This window comes from Streptomyces sp. MNU89 (assembly GCF_020982505.1).
GTDB classification, from domain to species: Bacteria; Actinomycetota; Actinomycetes; order Streptomycetales; family Streptomycetaceae; genus Streptomyces; species Streptomyces xinghaiensis.
Genome location: NZ_JAJKLL010000001.1, coordinates 2,691,578 through 2,709,238 on the forward strand (window position 1 = coordinate 2,691,578; position 17,661 = coordinate 2,709,238).

A 17,661-nucleotide genomic window follows, 5' to 3' on the forward strand; every position below is an offset into this window, starting at 1 on the left:
TATGGCCGATGCACAGGACGCGGCGCGCGGCGGAACAGGCGGCGGGGGCCGCTCCGACGGGGGCGGACACCGCACCGAGCACGACTCGATGGGCGAGGTGCGGGTCCCCGCGCACGCCAAGTGGCGGGCCCAGACGCAACGCGCGGTGGAGAACTTCCCCGTCTCCGGGCAGCGGCTGGAGCGGGCACACATCGCGGCGCTGGCCCGGATCAAGGGGGCCGCGGCCAAGGTCAACGCCGAGCTGGGCGTGCTCGACCCGAAGACGGCCGCCGCGATCGCGGAGGCGGCCCAGGAGGTGGCCGAGGGCCGCTGGGACGAGCACTTCCCGGTGGACGTCTTCCAGACCGGCTCGGGCACCTCCTCGAACATGAACATCAACGAGGTGCTGGCCACCCTGGCGAGCGAGCGGCTGGGGGGCGCCCCCGTCCACCCCAACGACCACGTCAACGCCGGCCAGTCCTCCAACGACGTCTTCCCCTCCTCGATCCACATCGCCGCGACCGCGGCCGTGACCGCCGACCTCATTCCGGCCCTCGGGCATCTCGCGGCGGCGCTGGAGGAGAAGTCGGCCGAGTTCGCCGAGGTGGTGAAGTCCGGCCGGACCCATCTGATGGACGCCACGCCGGTCACGCTCGGCCAGGAGTTCGGCGGCTACGCGGCCCAGGTCCGCTACGGCGTCGAGCGGCTGGAGTCCGCCCTGCCGCGGCTGGCCGAACTGCCACTGGGCGGCACGGCCGTGGGCACCGGCATCAACACCCCGCCCGGCTTCCCCGCCGCGGTGATCGCCGAGCTGGCCCGGACCACGGGGCTGCCGCTGACCGAGGCCCGGGACCACTTCGAGGCGCAGGGCGCCCGGGACGCCCTGGTGGAGACCTCCGGGCAGCTCCGCACCATCGCCGTCGGCCTCACCAAGATCTGCAACGATCTGCGCTGGATGGCCTCCGGTCCGCGCACCGGGCTGGCCGAGATCAACCTGCCGGATCTGCAGCCCGGTTCGTCGATCATGCCGGGGAAGGTCAACCCCGTGGTCCCGGAGGCGGTGCTGATGGTGGCCGCGCAGGTCACCGGCAACGACACCACGGTCGCCGTGGCGGGCGCGTCCGGCAACTTCGAGCTCAACGTCATGCTGCCGGTGATCGGCAAGAATCTGCTGGAGTCCGTCCGGCTGCTCTCGTCGGCCGCCCGCCTGCTCGCGGACCGTACCGTGCGGGGCATCACCGCCAACACCGAGCGGGCCCGCGAGTACGCGGAGTCCTCCCCCTCCGTCGTCACCCCGCTCAACCGGTACCTCGGCTACGAGGAGGCGGCCAAGGTCGCCAAGCGTTCCCTGGCCGAGCGGCGCACCATCCGCGAGGTGGTCCTGGACTCCGGATACGTGGAGCGCGGGCTGCTGACGGTGGAACAATTGGACGAAGCACTCGACGTGCTGCGGATGACGCGGCCATGATGCGCGGCGGCCCGCCGGAGCCCGCCGGGGCGGCGTACCGCGCGGGATGTCGCCGCTCGCCGGTGGACGGCCGGGCCGGGCGCTGGTGTGATGGGGCGTGATCCTCTTGTAGCACCCCCCATGCAGGAAACGTAGGATCGCCTCCTGGCGATTCGCGGCCACAACTCCGCCCATCCGGACGGAAAGTGACCGTCAGTCACACGAGCCACCGGAGGGGACGACCATGAGCGGAGACGGCCGGCAGGGCGCACCGGCGGCTGCCGACGGCTACGAGGGATACGACCGGACCGTCATCGACCGCTCCGGGCAGGCGGAGGCGTTCGACGCCATCGCCGCCCGCTACACCGAGGCCTTCCCGCACCGGGAGGGCCAGGTCGCCGCCGGCGCCTGGCTGGCCGGGGAGCTGCCGCCGGGCTCCCGGGTGCTGGACGTCGGCTGCGGCACCGGCGTGCCGACGGCCGCCCAGCTCGCGGAGGCCGGGCACCGGGTGGTGGGCGTCGACCTGTCGGCCACCATGGTCGCGCTCTCCCGGGAGAACGTGCCCGAGGCCGAGTTCCACCAGCTCGATCTGGCCGATCTCGGGCCGGGACGCCCGGGTCATCTCGGTGTCTTCGACGGCGCCGCCGCCTTCTTCTCCCTGCTGATGCTGCCGCGCGCCGAGATCCCGCACGCCCTGCGGATGCTGCACGGCCTGCTGCGGCCCGGCGGTCCGCTGGTGCTGTCGATGGTCGAAGCCGATGTGGACGACGCGGTGATTCCGTTCCTGGGCAGCCCGATCCGGGTATCGGGTTATCTACGGGACGAGTTGCGGCAGGTCGTGCGCGGAGCGGGTTTCGAGATCGCCGGGGAGGACTCGTACGCGTACGCGCCGGCCAGCACCGAAGTACCTCCCGAGATCCAACTCTTCCTGCAGTGCCGACGGAGCGCCTGACCACTGGCGCGCCCGACGCCAGCCCCGGACGGATGGAACCCCACGCGTGACGGAGTACCCGACCTCCAACGACGGCCGACAGGCCGCCACCCAGCCCGGGCACGCCCCGGCCAACGCCGCTGCCCCGGGCCAGGAACCCGCGGGCCGGCCCCGCCCGGCGGCCCGCCGCACGGGCGACCGCGACGGCGCTTCCGCCGCCGCGCGGCGTTCCCGGCCCCGCCCGCGCGGCGACGGGACGGACGGCGACCCGGAGCCGCCCCCGGCCGAGGCGGACCCCGACGACAAAGGCCGCGGTGCGCGCCCGGCACCGCGGCGGTCCGGCGGTGAGCAGCCGGAGGACCCTCGGACGGCGATGGCCCGGCAGGGGGGCCGTGCGCGCGGCACCGCGGCGGCCCGTACCGGCCACGAGGAGGGCCGGGACGCCGCGGCGAAGGCCCGCGGCGGGCGGCCGCGCGGGGCCACCGTGGCCGTCGGCATGGCGGCGACCCGCAAGGGCGACCTGCCGCAGGACTCCACCGCCGCCGACCGTGAGGCCGCGGCGGCGGCTGCCGCGGCCGCGGCCCGGCGCAACCGGCCCGGCGGCCGGTCCCGCCGTCCGGCGGGCGCGGGTCCCGAGACCGCGCCGCAGCCGCCGGCCCAGCGGACGGAGACCCATGAACGAGCGGACGCGGCGGGCGGTCCGGGCGGTGACGGCGGCGTGGTGCTGACCGCGGCCGAGATGGCCGCCCGGCACCAGCGGGACGGCGACCGGCTGCGGTTCATCGGCGCCGCCACCCGCCGGATCGCGCGCGGCATCGACCTCGACGAGATCGTGCTCGGCCTCTGCCGGGCCACCGTGCCGACCTTCGCCGACGTCATCCTCGTCTATCTGCGCGACCCGCTGCCGGTCGGCGACGAGCGGCCCGTGGACCCGTTCGTGCTGCGGCTGCGCCGCAGCGACCGGCTGCCGCCCGGGCGCGGCGGCTCCACCGGCGGCATGACGGCCTCCGGCACGGAGCGGGGGACGGCCGCCGGCGGGCACACGGACCGAACGGAGCACACGGAGCGCACCGGACGCGAGGAGCGCGAGGGACGCCCCGAGGGCGCGGCGGAGCCGGACCCGGCGCGTCCGCCGGGATCCGCGGCCGGCCCCGGGCTGCTGCCCGCCGTCAAGCTCGCGGAGGTGGCGCCGGGCGGGCCGCTGGCGGAGGTGCTGCGGGGCGTGCGCCCGGTGTTCGGTGACTCCGAGGCGGCCCTGGACGCCGTCCCGGAGCTGCTCGGGCCCGACTATCCCGTCCCGCCGGGCCGGCGCGCCGTGCTGGCGCCGCTGCGCGGGCGCCGCCGGGTGATCGGCGCGGCTGTGTTCCTGCGCCTCACCGACCGGCCCGCGTTCGAGGCCGACGATCTGCTGGTCGCCGCCCAGCTGGCGACCCACACGGCGCTCGGCGTGGACAAGGCCGTGCTGTACGGGCGCGAGGCGTACATCGCCGACGCCCTGCAGCGCTCCATGCTCCCGGACTCGCTCCCCCAGCCCACCGGCGTCCGGCTCGCCAGCCGCTACCTCCCGGCGGCGGAGACGGCCCGGGTCGGCGGCGACTGGTACGACGCGATCCCGCTGCCCGGCAGCCGCGTCGCCCTGGTCGTCGGTGACGTCATGGGCCACTCCATGACCTCGGCCGCGATCATGGGACAGCTCCGCACGACGGCGCAGACGCTGGCCCAGCTCGACCTGCCGCCGCAGGAGGTGCTGCACCACCTCGACGAGCAGGCCCAGCGGCTGGGCAGCGACCGGATGGCGACCTGCATCTACGCGGTGTACGACCCGGTGGCGCACCGGATCGTCGTCGCCAACGCGGGCCATCCGCCGCCGGTGCTGCTCCATCTCGGCGGCCGGGCGGAGGTGCTGCGCGTCCCGCCGGGCGCGCCGATCGGCGTGGGCGGGGTGGACTTCGAGGCGGTGGAGCTGGACGCGCCCGCCGGGGCGACGCTGCTGCTCTACACCGACGGCCTGGTCGAGTCCCGGCTGCGCGACGTGTGGACGGGCATCGAGCAGCTGCGCGAGAAGCTGGTGGCGACGGCGCGGCTGACCGGCCCGGACCACCCGCCGCCGCTGGAGCCGCTCTGCGACGAGGTGCTGGACATGCTCGGCCCGGGCGACCGGGACGACGACATCGCCCTGCTCGCGGCCCGGTTCGACGGCATACCGCCGAGCGACGTGGCGTACTGGTTCCTCGATCCGCAGGAGCGGGCGCCCAGCAAGGCGCGCCGGCTGGCCCGGCGGGCGCTGGCCCGGTGGGGCCTGGAGGAGCTGTCGGATTCGGTGGAGCTCCTCGTCAGCGAGATCGTGACGAACGCCGTCCGGTACGCCGAACGCCCCATCACGCTGCGGCTGCTCCGTACCGACGTGCTGCGCTGCGAGGTCGGCGACGACGTGCCGCAGCTGCCGAGGCTGCGGCAGGCACGGCCGTCGGACGAGGGCGGACGCGGGCTGTACCTGGTCAACAAGGTGGCGCGGCGGTGGGGGGCGACCCGGCTGAGCACGGGCAAGGTCGTCTGGTTCGAACTGCCCTTCACGAACGGCGGCTAGCGGGGACGCGGCCCCGTTCCGTCCGCTGCCGTCGCCGGCGGGAACGGGGCCGGGGCTCCCGCCCGCCCGGACCGGGAACGCGCGCCCGGAGGAGCCGGCTCCTCCGGGCGTGCGGGGGCGTCAGGATCAGGCAGCGGCCCGTGACGGGCCAGTTCGGCGGCCAGGCGCCGCATGACCGTGCGATTGGCGCGCCGCGTCGTGGCCCGGACGACGGGCGCCGCCAGACGGTCGGCGAGCGGGGCACGCACCCAGCCGTAGGTGAACGAGACGCGGCTCCCGCCGGCCGGCAGCGGTTCGATGGTGTAGGTGCCGTGGGACAGGCGCCGGCCGGCCGCGCTGACGTTCCGTTCGACGATGCGCCGCGGCGGTTCGGCCTCGACGACCTCGATGGTGACGTCGGTCCTGGTGCCGCCCAGCCGGGCGGTGACCGTGGCGCGCGATCCGGTGCCGCGCTCGGGGCCGCTGTAGCGCCAGCCGGTCGGACGGTGATCCGTGAAGCGCTCGTGGTGCGCCATGACATCGAGGAAGCCGCAGACCTGCTCGGGCGGTTGCGGGACGTCGATCGACACGATGACGGGCCCCATCCACTCCACGGTGAAGAGACCGGGCGGAAGGGGCGCCCCCTCCGGGACGCCCCTCAACGGCCGGGATCGTCACGGTCCTTCCAGGTGCCGTCCCCCGGCTAGGTGCCGTCCCCCGGGCCGGTGTCCGTCCCGGCGGCGGTGCGGGCGCCGCCGTCCGGCGTTCCGCCGCCCGGGACGGGCAGGGTGGAGGCGGAGGGGGGTGCGGTGTCCGGCGGCGGAGTGGTGGTGACGGGCGGCGGAAGGGTGCCGGCCGGCGGCGGGGCGGAGGTCTCCGGCAGACCCGGCACCGTGGTCTCCGGCGGTTCCGGCGACTCCGGGGCCTCGCTCTCGCTCGCCGAAGGGCTGGGCGAGATGCTCGGCTCGGGCGCCTCCATGACGTCCAGGTCGAACTGGGCCGCGGGCTTGCCGCTCAGGGCGAGCCGGTTGTACTCGGCCCAGATCTGGGCCGGGTAGCCGCCGCCGTTGACGCGTCCGCCGCCCCCCGTCCCCTGGAGGGAGACCTGCTTGCCGCCCTCGCCCTCGCCGAAGAGGCCGACGGTGGTGACCAGGTCGGGGGTGTAACCGGCGAACCAGGCCGACTTGTTGTCGTCGGAGGTGCCGGTCTTGCCCGCGAAGTTGAGCGTGTTGGAGCGGATGCCCTTGGCCGTGCCGTCGTTGACGACGCCCCGCAGCACGGAGGTGACGGTGTCCGCGGTCTGCCGTTCGATCATCTGCTCGCCGATCGCGTCGGGCAGTTCGACCACGCGGTCGCCGCGCTTGGCGGATTTCACCAGCCGGGGTTTGACCTGCTCACCGTGGTTGGCGAGGGTCGCGTAGACGGCGGCCATGTCCAGCGGGCTGGCGCCCATGACGCCGAGGGACATGGCGGGCTTGACGTCGAAGCCGCTCGCGTCGCCCTTCATACCGAGCTCGATGCCGGTCTGCTTGGTCCGCTCCAGCCCGGCGTCCACCGCCATCTGCGCGAACACGGAGTTGACCGAGTTGTTCATGGCCTGCTGGACCGTGATCGGGCCGTAGTCCACATCGCCCTGGTTCGGCGGGGCGAAGGGGGTGTCGCTGCCCTCGACGGGGCGCTCGCTGGTGCCGTCGTACACCGTGTTCGGCGTGATCGGCTGCCCCTCCTGGGTGTCGGCGGCCGTCTCGAAGGCCGTGGCGAGGACGACCGGCTTGAAGGTGGAGGCCGGCTGGTAGTCCTGGCGGGTGGCGTTGTTGATGAAGTGCTCGACGTAGCTCCGGCCGCCGTACATCGCGACCACCGCCCCCGTCTCCGGGTCCACCGACACGGCACCCGGCTGGGCCTGCGCGTCGGTCTCCCGCTGCTCCGGGTCGAGATCGTCCAGCAGCGCCGCCTTGACGGCCTTCTCCAGGTCGCGCTGCTTCTTCTTGTCGATGTTGAGTTCGATGGTCCAGCCCCGGGCGGCGAGCTCCTGCTCGTCCACGCCCGCGGCGATCAGCTCGGCCTTCGCCGCCTCGACGAAGTAGCCGGCCTGGCCCTCCAGCCCCGGGTTGGGCTCGGGCTTCCCTGGCTCGGGGAAGGCCATTTCCCGGCGCTCGACGGGGCTGAGCCACTTCATCTCGACCATGTTGTCGAGGACGAAGTGCCAGCGGTCGGTGACCAGCTGGCGGGCCTTCGGGCTTGCGACGGCCAGGTCGTACTGGCTGGGCGCCTGGAGCAGCGCGGCGAGGTAGGCGCTCTGCTCGACGGTGAGGTCGTCGACGTCGGTGTCGTAGTACGCCTTGGCCGCGGCCTGGATGCCGTAGGCGCCGCGCCCGAAGTAGCTGGTGTTCATGTAGCCGGCCAGTATCTCGTCCTTGGACTGCTGCTGGTCGACCTTGAGCGCGATGATCAGTTCCTTGGCCTTGCGGGTGACCGTCTGCTCCTGGCTGAGGAAGTAGTTCTTCACATACTGCTGGGTGATCGTCGAGCCGCCCTGCTTCCGCCCCATCGCGGTGGAGACGAGGGCACGGGTGAGGCCCTTCACGTCGACGCCGGGGTCCTGGTAGAAGCTCTTGTTCTCGGCGGCCACGAACGCGTACTGGGTGTCCTTGGGGATCCGGCTGATCGGCACCAGCTCGCGGTTGAAGTCGCCCTCGCGGGCGATGAGCGCCCCGTCGCTGAAGGTGAAGGCGTTGCTCTGGGCCGTCGCCTCCGGGTTGCCGCCGTCGGGTACGTCCACGAGCAGGTAGAGCACGAAGAAGGAGCCCACCGCGAGCGCTCCGAGCAGCACGAAGGTGCCCAGCACCTTCTTCAGCGAGAAGAGCCGGCGGAAGAACCCGCCCCGTTCTTCACGGGCCCACTGCTGCTGGGCCCGTCGGTAGTCCGCGCGTCCCATAGATCCGAGCTCCAGTCCTCATGCCCCGGGAAACGACAAAAGCTAACACCCTATACGCACGGGAGGCCCCGGAGTTCTCGGCTCCGGGGCCGTGAGAATCAGCACCCGCCGGGAGTGCAACCACCGGGCCTCGCACTGCGTCAAGAAAAGTGCTATCAATTTGCTAGAACATCGCACCGATCGAGCGCCGATCGAGCGCCGATCGAGCGCCGATCGGGCACCGACCGCAGAGACGGGGACCCGCCATGCCGAAGACTCCACCCACCACCACTCCCGACCGTGCGGCCGCGGCGGCAGCGGCGAACGGGCCGGCCGCCGACGGCGACCTGCCGGAGATGCCGAAGCCGCGGGTCAGGGAGTTCGCCGCCAACAGCATCGGCGGCGGCCTGGCCCTGCTGCTCGGCCTGATCGGGCTGCTCGCGGGCGCGGGACTGGTCGTCCTCGGCGCGGGCGCCGGGAGCGACGGCTCGACCGGGGCGGCGGTCGGCCTGATCATCCTCGGAGTGCTGGTCTTCCTCGGCTCGATCTTCGCCATGGCGGGGCTCAACATGGTCGCCCCCGGCGAGGCCCGCGTCGTCCAGCTCTTCGGCCGCTACACCGGCACCATCCGCACCGACGGCCTGCGCTGGGTCAACCCGCTCACCACCCGGCAGAAGGTCTCCACCCGGGTCCGCAACCACGAGACGGCCGTCCTCAAGGTCAACGACGCCTACGGCAACCCGGTCGAGCTGGCCGCGGTCGTCGTCTGGAAGGTCGAGGACACCGCTCAGGCGGTCTTCGAGGTGGACGACTTCCTGGAGTTCGTCTCCACCCAGACCGAGGCCGCCGTCCGGCACATCGCCATCGAGTACCCGTACGACGCCTACGACGAGGAGGCGCTCTCGCTCCGGGGAAACGCCGAGGAGATCACCGAGAAGCTGGCGGTTGAACTCTCCGCCCGGGTCCAGGCCGCGGGCGTCCGCATCATCGAGTCCCGCTTCACGCACCTCGCGTACGCCCCGGAGATCGCCTCGGCGATGCTCCAGCGGCAGCAGGCGGGCGCGGTCGTGGCCGCGCGGCGGCAGATCGTGGACGGCGCGGTCGGCATGGTCGAGGCGGCGCTCTCCCGGATCACGGAACAGGGCATCGTCGAGCTGGACGAGGAGCGCAAGGCTGCCATGGTCAGCAATCTGATGGTGGTCCTCTGCGGTGACCGCTCCCCGCAGCCGGTCCTCAACACGGGCGGCCTGTACCAGTGACCCCGGACCGGGACGAGACCGCCGACCGGGCCGAACCCGATCCGCAGCCCCTCCCGGGCCCGGCCCCGCCGAACCCGCCACGTCCCCGGGCGGCCACCGGCCCGGGGCCGGACGCCGATCCGGACCCGGAGCCGGAGCCGGACACCGCCTCCGGGTCAGCCCGCACAGGGCGATCGAGCCCTGCCTCCGAGGCCGCCCCCGCGGCGGCTGCGGCACCCGCTCAGCGACGGCCGCGGCAGCAGCGCAAACAGGTGCTGCTGCGGCTCGACCCGGCCGTCCACGACGCCCTCGCCGCCTGGGCCGCGGCCGAACTCCGCTCCACCAACGCCCAGATCGAATTCCTCCTCCGCCGCGCTCTCTCCGACGCGGGCCGCCTCCCGAAAACGGTCCGCCCGATCCCGAAACGTGGCCGGCCACCGAAGTCGGGCCAGGAGGGCAGCGGCCCGGAACAGATCCCGGACGCCGAACCGGGCTGACGGGAGGAGCGCTTCAGCCGGCATCTCCCTCAGCTTCTGCGAAACCGGCCGGTGGTGCCGCAGCTCTCCCGGCCGTGGTGACGCCGCCTGGCCGGGCCGCCGGGATGGTGACGCGGTACGGGAAGGCGGCGCCGCCCACGAGACTGTGGAGTGCCGCGACCACCTGCGCCCCCATGACGAGGGGTGCCCCGGGCTCGTGCATGACCCTGACCATCGCGTAGAGGACGTCAGCGAACGGATGCACCCCCAGCGCCCGGGCCACGTCACCCGCCTCGGACTTCCCGCCGCTCCGGCACAGTCCGTCGTAGTCGCGGAGCATGGACTTGCAGCGGACGTAGGCATGGGCCCTGCCCCGCTTCAGCACCTCCCGGTCCAGCCCGAACGTGCGGATCGTCTCAGCGCCCTTCTCCGTGTGCGGGCGGTACTCGCCGGTCGGCAGGATCAGCCGGAGATGATCGGCCGGATCCTCGCGGCAGGGGTCGACCAGCAGGCAGGAACCGTCGGGTCCGCACGGGTAACGGTCGCGTTTCTCATTGCTGTTGCAGTGCGAGCAGGCGAGGAGATGGTTGAGCCAGTCGAAGGCACGCAGCGGGGCACGGACGAGCGGTTCGAAGTGGTCAATGGCCGTCCCCTCGCTGTCACCGCAGTACATGCACCGGATGATCCCGGGAGCGGCGTTTTCCAGCAGTTCCAGCAGCGAGCTGCGCACGGCACGGGCCCGGCGCCACTCCTGCCGCGCCTCGGCGGCTCCGGCCGCCCGTTCCCTCAGCGCGGCGGCACGGCGCGACAAGCGGTCGCGTAACTCACCGTCCAGGGGCGGCCGCCTGAGCGGGATCATCCGCAACGCCTCGCGAGCCGGGCCGACACCTCGTCCACGCGAGCAGCGGCCGAGCTGGTCAGGATCTCGCTGAGTTGCCGGTACTCCTCAACCTGTTCGGGCGTCGCCTCCCCTGAGAGGACCAGCCCTTCCAAGTCGCCGACTCTGCGGCGCAGTTCCTCGGCCCGGTCCGAGTAAGGGCTGTCCAGCCCGAACAGATCGGAGAGCACCGCGTCGTCACCGCTGCCGTACACGACCCTCCGGTAGAGGTCCTGGTCCACTGTGTGCGGCGGCTCCTGCTCGTCCGGGCCGGCCAGCCGGATGAGCCCGCCGGGGTCGGCCGCCTGGCAGATGTACGGGCTGTGGGTGGTGACGATGAACTGGATCCGGGGGAAGTGCGCCGTGAGCCAGCCGCCGATCCGCTTCTGCCAGCTGACATGGAGATGCGCGTCCACTTCGTCGATGAGGACGACCCCCGGGAGCGGGACGGCCGGGACATCGCCGGAGGTGTCCAGCGGCAGTTCGCCGTAGCAGAGTTGAAGGTGCCGCAGCAGGTCCACCACGACAGCGGTGACCGTGCGGTATCCGTCGCTCATCTCGCGGAGCGGGAACTCCCGGCCGCCCCGGCGTACCCACAGCCCTTCGGAGTCCACCCGCACGACGCGGTAGTCGTCGGGCAGCAGACCGTCTCCGAGCAGGGCGAAGACCGCATCGATCAACTCCTGCGCCCCCGAACGGCCTTCGAGCCGTCTGAGGTGCTGCTGGATCAGCCAGGCGACGCTCTCCCCCAGCGCTGCGCCCTCCTGGAAGAGAGTGGCCACGCGCAGGGCGGACACAGCGGATGCGGGCACTTCGACCGTGCCGCCCGTGAGACGCCGGTGCGGTCCGTAGCCGGCACAGAAGTCATGTGGGACCGAGGACGGTGTGATCGGAGTGTGCACCTCATAGGACCAGCTCAGAGCGGGTTCGCCCGTCGACTGCCCGGCCCCGATCCGACAGGTCGTGTGGAAGCCCTCGGCCACCATGTCCACCGCGATCAGGGGGTCACTCCGCGATGACGCGGACCAAGCCTCCGGACCGCCTGTCAAGGACCCGTGCTTCTCGTTGAGAAACGCCATCGCCAGGGCGCGCAGCAGTGTGGTCTTGCCGGAGCCGTTGCGGCCCGCGAGCACGGTCCAGCCCGCGTGGCTTCCGTCCGGGCGCGCCAAGTCCAGGTCGACCCGGCGTTGGCCGTGGAACCCGCGGACACCGTCAACTCGCAGCCTGGACACGTACATCGCGGCCTCCCGCCTCACCGACCGGACCAGGTTAGGCCCTGGGCGGGCGAAGTCCGCGTCCACGGGGGAGCGTTCGGGAGCATGTTCGCGCGGTGGCGTCCCGGTCATGCGGTCAGCCCTCCGCCGCACGGCCGGCGTCCATGTCGTTCTCTTCGACGGTCAGGAGATCGTCGGGGCCGAGCAGGACCGGCCCGCCGTGCTCGGCTTCGCCGGATTCACTGCCGCCGGGATGGCTGGGGGGATCCGCCCGCTCGGCCGGTCGCCCGGGGACCGCCGAGCGAGTCCCCCTGGTGACCAGTTCGGCCAGTTCCGTCACCACGTCCGGGCGGGCCCGGCCCAGTTCGACGAGCGGGCGGCCGGTGATAACCGGCCACTGGTCCACCCCGAGCGAAGGCAGCGTCAGCCCGGCCGCGTCGAGGGCTTCGGCGAGCGCTTGCGCCGCGTCCTCCGCCTCCTCCCAGGGGTCCGGACGCCACTTCGGGACCGGTCCGTGCCCGCCTCGGCGCCCCTGGCTTTCCGCGCCCGTCATTCCCATGTGCTGTCGCCCGTCTGTGCGTTGCTTCGCCGGCCGCACTTCCTTCGAGTGAGCCGTGACGTTCCGTGCTCCCATCGTCGCGGTGCGCGGCTAGCGTGACCAGGGCTGATGGTTGACGGCCCGGGTCGTACACGAGGACGGCTTCTCCCGCGGACAACTTCTGGCCGATCCGGGGGACGTCAACGCGGCCGTGCGCTCCTATGATTTGCTCAGGGCCGTCGCCCTGTCGCCCAGCGCGTCCGTAGAGCTGATCACCGCTGCCATGAAGGAACTGAGCCCATGACGACGACCGTTCCACGGGACCTCTCCAGCCTGACGTGGCGCAAGAGCAGCCACAGCAGCGGCAACGGCGGTGAGTGCCTCGAAGTCGCCGACGGCGTCGCGGACACCGTCCCAGTCCGTGACAGCAAGAACCCGCACGGTCCCGCCCTCGCCTTCCCGGCCGCCACCTGGGCCACCTTCGTCAGCGGTGTGAAGACCGGCCGCCTCGCCTGACGCAGCGGCCGGTCAACCCGCCAGCCGTTCCCCTCAGCCCTCCTGCCGGGGCGGCTCCGCTTCTCGGACCCGGTTCGGGTCCTCCACGCCGCCGGTGCGGGCCTCGGTGCGGCGGCCCCGGGCGAGATAGTCCCGGACGATCAGCTCCACCGCGTCCTGCGGGTTCTTCGTGCCCGACAGCAGCATCACCTCGATCACGAGATCCGCGTCGAGCGTTACCGTCACCTTCGCCATGGTGGGCCCTCCCCTTCCGACCGGAGCACAGCATCTCCCGGTCCGGCGCATTCGGCCAGCGCCGAGCCGGACCGCTGATCACACCTCGGGTGAGAAGCCGCGGTCCATACCGGAGCGGCATCCCCGGCTTACGATGATGTTCTCGACATCCGGCCGTCAGGAGGAACGCCATGTCCGCCGCAGCAGTCGAGCATCCCTGCGACGACGAGCCGACACTGCTTGAGGCAGCTGAGGAGCTTTCCCGGAAGCTCCCCGGCTACCGCGTCGAGATCATCGGGGGAGAAATCACCGTGACGCCGCCTGCCGACGGCCCGCATGGGGACTCGTTGACCGAAGTCATGGCACCGCTGCTGAGCGCGGGCGTTCACGGCAAGGAGACGAGGGTGATCCAGGCGTTCGGTGTCTGGATGCCGGACGGACCATCCGACTTCGCGATCCCCGATCTCGCCGTGGTCGACGCCGACTATCGCGATCACCTCGTGAAGAACAATTGCTACGACCCCGCCGTGTTCCGGCTGGTCGTCGAAGTAACGTCCTCCAACTACGGCAACGACCTGAAGAAGAAGGTCAGCGCCTACGCCGCCGCCGGCATCCCTGCCTACGTCATCGTCGACCGAAGGAACAACCGCCTTCGCGTGCTCACAGAGCCGACGGCCGGCGAGTATCGCGTCCACGCCGTTTACCCTCCGGGCGAGTCCGTCACCCTGCCGGAAGCCTGCCTCGGCGCCCGGGTGACGCTTGACGTCGCAACCGTCCTGGACCCCGCCTGAGCAGAGCTCGCCGCGGCGGCATCGGCGCCACTCGCCGCGTTCAGATCCAGCCCCACCTGCGGCGATCCCTTCTGCGACCTATGTATACACCCCGTGTATACACCTGGTGTACAGTGCTCCGCATGTCCATTGGTCACACTCTGCTCGGGCTGCTGGAGTCCGGGCCGCGCCACGGCTACGACCTCAAGCGCGCCTTCGACGAACGCTTCGGCCACGACCGGCCGCTGCACTACGGCCAGGTCTACTCGACCATGTCCCGCCTGCTGAAGAACGGCCTCGTGGAGGTCGACGGCATCGAGCCCGGCGGTGGGCCCGAGCGGAAGCGGTACGCCATCACCGACGCCGGGATCACGGACGTCGGGAAGTGGCTCGCCTCGCCCGAGAAGCCGGAGCCGTATCTCCAGTCGACCCTCTACACCAAGGTCGTCCTCGCGCTGCTGACCCACCGCGACGCCACCGAACTCCTCGACCGGCAGCGGTCGGAGCATCTGCGGCTGATGCGCGAGCTGACCCGGCGCAAGACGAGCGGCGACCTCGCCGACCAGCTCATCTGCGACCACGCCCTCTTCCATCTCGAAGCCGATCTGCGCTGGCTGGAACTGACCGCCGCCCGGCTCGACGCGCTCGCCTCGGAGGTCCGCGCATGAACCCCGAAACCGCCCGCACGCCCGCACCGGATGCGCCGAACGCGCCCCATCAGGCCGGCGCCCTGCTGGCCGCGGAGGATCTGCACAAGACCTACGGCACCACCCCCGCCCTCGACGGTGCCTCCTTCGCCATCCGGCCGGGCGAGATCGTCGCCGTCATGGGCCCCTCCGGCTCCGGCAAGTCGACGCTGCTCCACTGCCTCGCCGGGATCATCACGCCGGACTCCGGCCAGGTCCTCTACCGGGGCCGGAACATGTCGGCCATGCCGGACGCCGAGCGGAGCGCGCTGCGGCGCGGCGAGTTCGGGTTCGTGTTCCAGTTCGGGCAGCTGGTGCCGGAGCTGACCTGTGTCGAGAACGTCGCCCTGCCGCTCCGCCTGCACGGCACGGGACGCAAGGAGGCCGAGTCCCGCGCCGCCGCCTGGATGGAGCGGCTGGAGGTGAGCGACGTCCGGGACAAGCGGCCCGGCGAGGTCTCCGGCGGCCAGGGGCAGCGGGTGGCCGTGGCCCGCGCGCTGGTGAGCGGGCCACGCGTGCTCTTCGCCGACGAGCCGACCGGCGCCCTGGACTCCCTCAACGGCGAGCGCGTCATGCAGCTCCTCACCGAGGCGGCCCGCTCCACCAACGCCGCCGTCGTCCTCGTCACCCACGAGGCGCGAGTGGCGGCCTACTCCGACCGCGAGGTCGTCGTACGGGACGGCGTCGCCCGGGACATGGCGGGTGCGGTATGACCAGCACCGAAACCGGCACCGGGATACGCGCGAAGCCGGACACCGCCGCCCCTCCGCCGCCCGGCACCGACTCCCGCTCCGCCCCGGCCCGCTGGGCCGCCGACCTCCTCATGGGCGTCCGGTTCGCGTTCACGGGCGGACGCGAGGGCTGGATCCGCGCGGTGCTCACCGCCGTCGGCGTCGGCCTCGGTGCCGCCCTGCTCCTCGCCGCGGCCTCCGTTCCGGAGATCATGTCCAGCCGGGACGCGCGCGGCGCCGAACGTTCCGCCTCCAACTTCGGCGAGGAGGTGACGCCCGGGCCAGGCACCATCGAGGTCGGCCAGGCCAACACCGAGTACCGCGGCGAGGGCATCAACGGCCTGCTGGTGCGGGCCGACGGGGACGAGCCGCCGGTCCCGCCCGGCCTCTCCGAACTCCCCGGCCCGGGCGAGATGGCGGTCTCCCCGGCACTCCGGAAGCTGCTGGACTCCCCCGATGGGGAGCTGCTGCGGGAACGCCTGGACCACCGGATCACCGCCACCGTCGGCCGGGAGGGACTGCTCGGTCCGAGCGACCTGATCTACTACGCGGGCGCCACCGAGGAGGACTTCGCCACCGGTCACACGTACCGCCTGGACTCCTTCGGCTACGAGGCGGAGAGCGAGCCCCTGCCCGCCGAGCTGCTGCTGCTGGTCATCATCATCTGCGTGGTGCTGCTGCTCCCCGTGATGACCTTCATCGGGACGGCGGTGCGCTTCGGCGGCGAGCGGCGCGACCGGCGGCTGGCCGCTCTGCGGCTGGTCGGCGCGGACGGCCGGATGGTCCGGCGGATCGCCGCCGGTGAGGCCATGGCGGGCGCGTTGCTGGGGCTCGCCGTCGGGGCCGTGCTGTTCCTGCTGGTGCGGACCTCGATCGAGTCGGTGGTGCTGTTCGACGTCAGCACCTTCGCCTCCGACCTCCGCCCGTCGCCACTGCTGGCCGCCCTCATCGTGCTGGCCGTGCCGGCGTCCGCGGTGGTCGTCACCCTGCTGGTGCTGCGCGGGGTCGTCATCGAACCACTCGGTGTGGTGCGCAGCGCCGTCCCGCGCCGCCGCAGGCTGTGGTGGCGGCTGCTGCTGCCCGGCCTGGGCCTCGCCCTGCTGCTGCCGATGGTGGGCGGCTGGACCGAGGACGGCCCGGGGAGCGGTGACTGGGAGACGTACCAGGTCGCCGCGGGCACGGTGCTCGTGCTCACCGGTGTGGCCGGGCTGCTGCCGTGGCTGGTCGAGTCGGTGGTGCACCGGATGTCCGGCGGGCCCGTCCCCTGGCAGCTCGCGGTCCGCAGGCTCCAGCTCAGTAGCGGCACCGCGGCCCGCGCCGTCAGCGGGATCACCGTGGCCGTGGCCGGTGCCATCGCGATCCAGATGTTGTTCGCCAGCGCCGAGGCGCAGAACACGAAGGAGACGGGCCACGACCTCAGCCGGGCCCAGATGCGGGTCTCCGTCAGCGCCGGGGAGGGCGGCCTGACCCGGGAGCTGACCGAGCGGTTCCGCGCCACTGAAGGCGTCACCGGAGTGATCAGCTACTCCCAGAGCCATGTCACCGAGCCCAAGGCCGAGGTCCGGGAGTCGCCGCGGTACACCCAGATCACCGTCGCCGACTGCGCCACGCTCCGCGAGCTGGTCGCGATCGACGGGCGCTGTGAGGACGGCGACACGTTCGTCACCCCGACCGGCGACGAGTTCGAGCAGTTCGCCCGGCCCGGCACCACGCTCGACCTCCGCACGGACGAGAACGGTGAACCGACCGACGACCCGCTGCTGTGGACGGTGCCCGAGACGGCCGGGAAGGCCGGCTACCGCGTGGACCCGCTCGGCGGGCGGCAGTCGGGCGTCTTCGCCACCCCGTCCGCCCTGGACGTGAACAAGCTGCAGGAGCCGCTGGTCATGGCCGATCTGCGGCTGGACCCACGCGTTCCGGACGCGGCCGAGCACGTCCGCAACACCATGGTCGAGGTGGCCCCGCTGGGCGAGGTGTACACCCTGCGCAGCACGGTGCAGGGCGAACGGTTCACCGCCATCAGCCGCGCGCTGTTCATCGGGGCGACTGCCACGCTGCTGCTCATCGGCGCGAGCATGATCGTCTCCACCCTGGAGCAGCTCCGGGAGCGCCGTCGGCTGCTCTCCGTTCTCGTGGCCTTCGGCACCCGGCGCCGAACGCTCGCCTGGTCGGTGCTGTGGCAGACGGCGGTGCCGGTGGCCCTCGGGCTGGCGCTCGCCGCCGTCGGCGGGGTCGGGCTGGGGGCCGTTCTGCTGAAGATGGTCAACACCCCGGTGTCCGTGGACTGGGCGAGCCTGGGGCTGATGACGGGCGTCGGCGCGGGGCTGGTGCTCCTGGTGACCCTGCTGAGCCTGCCGCCGCTGTGGCGGATGATGCGGCCGGACGGGCTCCGCACGGAGTAGGACCCCACCCCCGCACACCGGTGTGGGGACCCGGCGCCGTCCGGTATGCCGTCCGCAGGGGGGACGGTGTGCCGGACGGTGCCGCGTTCCGTCGCGGTAGCGGCCGGGCCGAAGGCCCTCGCGGGGCCCGCCGGTCCGGGGCCCGCCGGTCCCCGCCCCT

17 protein-coding genes are annotated in these 17,661 nt (G+C 72.7%); 11 read left to right on the top strand and 6 right to left on the bottom strand.

Annotated elements, in window-relative coordinates:
- Window positions 1-88: 88 nt before the first annotated feature.
- From E4N63_RS11420 to E4N63_RS11430, 3 genes are all read left to right on the top strand, one after another.
- Complete coding sequence (locus E4N63_RS11420) at window positions 89-1,447, top strand: aspartate ammonia-lyase (RefSeq protein WP_230242440.1); 1,359 nt, start codon at window positions 89-91, stop codon at window positions 1,445-1,447.
- A 223-nt stretch (window positions 1,448-1,670) separates the two neighbouring features.
- Window positions 1,671-2,378, top strand: a complete 708-nt coding sequence (locus tag E4N63_RS11425) for a bifunctional 2-polyprenyl-6-hydroxyphenol methylase/3-demethylubiquinol 3-O-methyltransferase UbiG (protein WP_230240572.1) — start codon at window positions 1,671-1,673, stop codon at window positions 2,376-2,378.
- A 46-nt stretch (window positions 2,379-2,424) separates the two neighbouring features.
- Complete coding sequence (locus tag E4N63_RS11430) at window positions 2,425-4,944, top strand: SpoIIE family protein phosphatase (protein WP_230240573.1); 2,520 nt, start codon at window positions 2,425-2,427, stop codon at window positions 4,942-4,944.
- On the opposite strand, the gene E4N63_RS11435 is transcribed toward E4N63_RS11430, so the two are convergent.
- Window positions 4,941-5,528, bottom strand: a complete 588-nt coding sequence (locus tag E4N63_RS11435) for an SRPBCC family protein (protein ID WP_308188681.1) — start codon at window positions 5,526-5,528, stop codon at window positions 4,941-4,943. The two genes, E4N63_RS11430 and E4N63_RS11435, sit on opposite strands and share 4 nt — an antisense overlap.
- A gap of 98 nt (window positions 5,529-5,626) precedes the next feature.
- Window positions 5,627-7,861: a transglycosylase domain-containing protein gene (locus tag E4N63_RS11440; protein ID WP_125623958.1), complete on the bottom strand. Its 2,235-nt coding sequence runs from the start codon at window positions 7,859-7,861 to the stop codon at window positions 5,627-5,629.
- Window positions 7,862-8,196: 335 nt separating this feature from the next.
- Here E4N63_RS11440 and E4N63_RS11445 point away from each other — a divergent pair, with 335 nt between their 5' ends.
- The gene (locus E4N63_RS11445) at window positions 8,197-9,099 is read left to right on the top strand and encodes an SPFH domain-containing protein (protein WP_230242441.1); all 903 of its coding nucleotides are present in this window, start codon (window positions 8,197-8,199) and stop codon (window positions 9,097-9,099) included.
- A 251-nt stretch (window positions 9,100-9,350) separates the two neighbouring features.
- Window positions 9,351-9,575: a hypothetical protein gene (locus E4N63_RS11450; RefSeq protein ID WP_125623960.1), complete on the top strand. Its 225-nt coding sequence runs from the start codon at window positions 9,351-9,353 to the stop codon at window positions 9,573-9,575.
- 13 nt (window positions 9,576-9,588) lie between these two features.
- On the opposite strand, the gene E4N63_RS11455 is transcribed toward E4N63_RS11450, so the two are convergent.
- The 3 genes from E4N63_RS11455 to E4N63_RS11465 all read right to left on the bottom strand — a co-directional run bounded on the left by E4N63_RS11455 (window position 9,589) and on the right by E4N63_RS11465 (window position 12,198).
- On the bottom strand, window positions 9,589-10,413 hold the full coding sequence (locus E4N63_RS11455) for an HNH endonuclease (RefSeq protein WP_230240574.1): 825 nt from the start codon (window positions 10,411-10,413) through the stop codon (window positions 9,589-9,591).
- Complete coding sequence (locus tag E4N63_RS11460) at window positions 10,410-11,669, bottom strand: AAA family ATPase (protein WP_230240575.1); 1,260 nt, start codon at window positions 11,667-11,669, stop codon at window positions 10,410-10,412. Before E4N63_RS11460 ends, E4N63_RS11455 begins: the two co-directional genes overlap by 4 nt.
- A 112-nt stretch (window positions 11,670-11,781) precedes the next feature.
- The gene (locus tag E4N63_RS11465) at window positions 11,782-12,198 is read right to left on the bottom strand and encodes a hypothetical protein (protein WP_230242718.1); all 417 of its coding nucleotides are present in this window, start codon (window positions 12,196-12,198) and stop codon (window positions 11,782-11,784) included.
- 118 nt (window positions 12,199-12,316) lie between these two features.
- On the opposite strand from E4N63_RS11465, the gene E4N63_RS11470 reads away from it, so the two are divergent.
- The gene (locus tag E4N63_RS11470; RefSeq protein WP_185831203.1) at window positions 12,317-12,487 is read left to right on the top strand and encodes a Scr1 family TA system antitoxin-like transcriptional regulator; all 171 of its coding nucleotides are present in this window, start codon (window positions 12,317-12,319) and stop codon (window positions 12,485-12,487) included.
- A complete protein-coding gene (locus tag E4N63_RS11475) occupies window positions 12,484-12,699 on the top strand; it encodes a DUF397 domain-containing protein (protein ID WP_125623963.1) in 216 nt (71 codons plus the stop codon). The genes E4N63_RS11470 and E4N63_RS11475 overlap by 4 nt, the downstream gene beginning before the upstream one ends.
- Before the next feature lie 33 nt (window positions 12,700-12,732).
- On the opposite strand, the gene E4N63_RS11480 is transcribed toward E4N63_RS11475, so the two are convergent.
- Window positions 12,733-12,933 carry a hypothetical protein gene (locus tag E4N63_RS11480; protein ID WP_030544906.1) on the bottom strand — a complete coding sequence of 67 codons (201 nt, stop codon included), beginning with the start codon at window positions 12,931-12,933 and terminating at the stop codon, window positions 12,733-12,735.
- A 170-nt stretch (window positions 12,934-13,103) separates the two neighbouring features.
- Between E4N63_RS11480 and E4N63_RS11485 the strand changes: the two genes are divergently transcribed.
- From E4N63_RS11485 to E4N63_RS11500, 4 genes are all read left to right on the top strand, one after another.
- Complete coding sequence (locus tag E4N63_RS11485; protein ID WP_125623964.1) at window positions 13,104-13,703, top strand: Uma2 family endonuclease; 600 nt, start codon at window positions 13,104-13,106, stop codon at window positions 13,701-13,703.
- A 122-nt stretch (window positions 13,704-13,825) separates the two neighbouring features.
- Window positions 13,826-14,350, top strand: a complete 525-nt coding sequence (locus E4N63_RS11490) for a PadR family transcriptional regulator (RefSeq protein WP_125623965.1) — start codon at window positions 13,826-13,828, stop codon at window positions 14,348-14,350.
- Window positions 14,347-15,081 carry an ABC transporter ATP-binding protein gene (locus E4N63_RS11495; protein ID WP_230240576.1) on the top strand — a complete coding sequence of 245 codons (735 nt, stop codon included), beginning with the start codon at window positions 14,347-14,349 and terminating at the stop codon, window positions 15,079-15,081. The genes E4N63_RS11490 and E4N63_RS11495 overlap by 4 nt, the downstream gene beginning before the upstream one ends.
- Entirely contained in the window at window positions 15,078-17,501 is a 2,424-nt protein-coding gene (locus E4N63_RS11500; RefSeq protein ID WP_230240577.1) for an FtsX-like permease family protein, read from the top strand. Before E4N63_RS11495 ends, E4N63_RS11500 begins: the two co-directional genes overlap by 4 nt.
- The last annotated feature ends 160 nt before the right edge of the window (window positions 17,502-17,661 follow it).

Coding starts and splice junctions, on each gene's coding strand:
- E4N63_RS11420 (WP_230242440.1), top strand. CDS start 89: ATGGGCGAGGTGCGGGTCCCCGCGCACGCCAAGTGGCGGGCCCAGACG.
- E4N63_RS11425 (WP_230240572.1), top strand. CDS start 1,671: ATGAGCGGAGACGGCCGGCAGGGCGCACCGGCGGCTGCCGACGGCTAC.
- E4N63_RS11435 (WP_308188681.1), bottom strand. CDS start 5,528: ATGGGGCCCGTCATCGTGTCGATCGACGTCCCGCAACCGCCCGAGCAG.
- E4N63_RS11440 (WP_125623958.1), bottom strand. CDS start 7,861: ATGGGACGCGCGGACTACCGACGGGCCCAGCAGCAGTGGGCCCGTGAA.
- E4N63_RS11445 (WP_230242441.1), top strand. CDS start 8,197: ATGCCGAAGCCGCGGGTCAGGGAGTTCGCCGCCAACAGCATCGGCGGC.
- E4N63_RS11455 (WP_230240574.1), bottom strand. CDS start 10,413: ATGATCCCGCTCAGGCGGCCGCCCCTGGACGGTGAGTTACGCGACCGC.
- E4N63_RS11460 (WP_230240575.1), bottom strand. CDS start 11,669: ATGTACGTGTCCAGGCTGCGAGTTGACGGTGTCCGCGGGTTCCACGGC.
- E4N63_RS11465 (WP_230242718.1), bottom strand. CDS start 12,198: ATGACGGGCGCGGAAAGCCAGGGGCGCCGAGGCGGGCACGGACCGGTC.
- E4N63_RS11475 (WP_125623963.1), top strand. CDS start 12,484: ATGACGACGACCGTTCCACGGGACCTCTCCAGCCTGACGTGGCGCAAG.
- E4N63_RS11480 (WP_030544906.1), bottom strand. CDS start 12,933: ATGGCGAAGGTGACGGTAACGCTCGACGCGGATCTCGTGATCGAGGTG.
- E4N63_RS11485 (WP_125623964.1), top strand. CDS start 13,104: ATGTCCGCCGCAGCAGTCGAGCATCCCTGCGACGACGAGCCGACACTG.
- E4N63_RS11490 (WP_125623965.1), top strand. CDS start 13,826: ATGTCCATTGGTCACACTCTGCTCGGGCTGCTGGAGTCCGGGCCGCGC.
- E4N63_RS11495 (WP_230240576.1), top strand. CDS start 14,347: ATGAACCCCGAAACCGCCCGCACGCCCGCACCGGATGCGCCGAACGCG.
- E4N63_RS11500 (WP_230240577.1), top strand. CDS start 15,078: ATGACCAGCACCGAAACCGGCACCGGGATACGCGCGAAGCCGGACACC.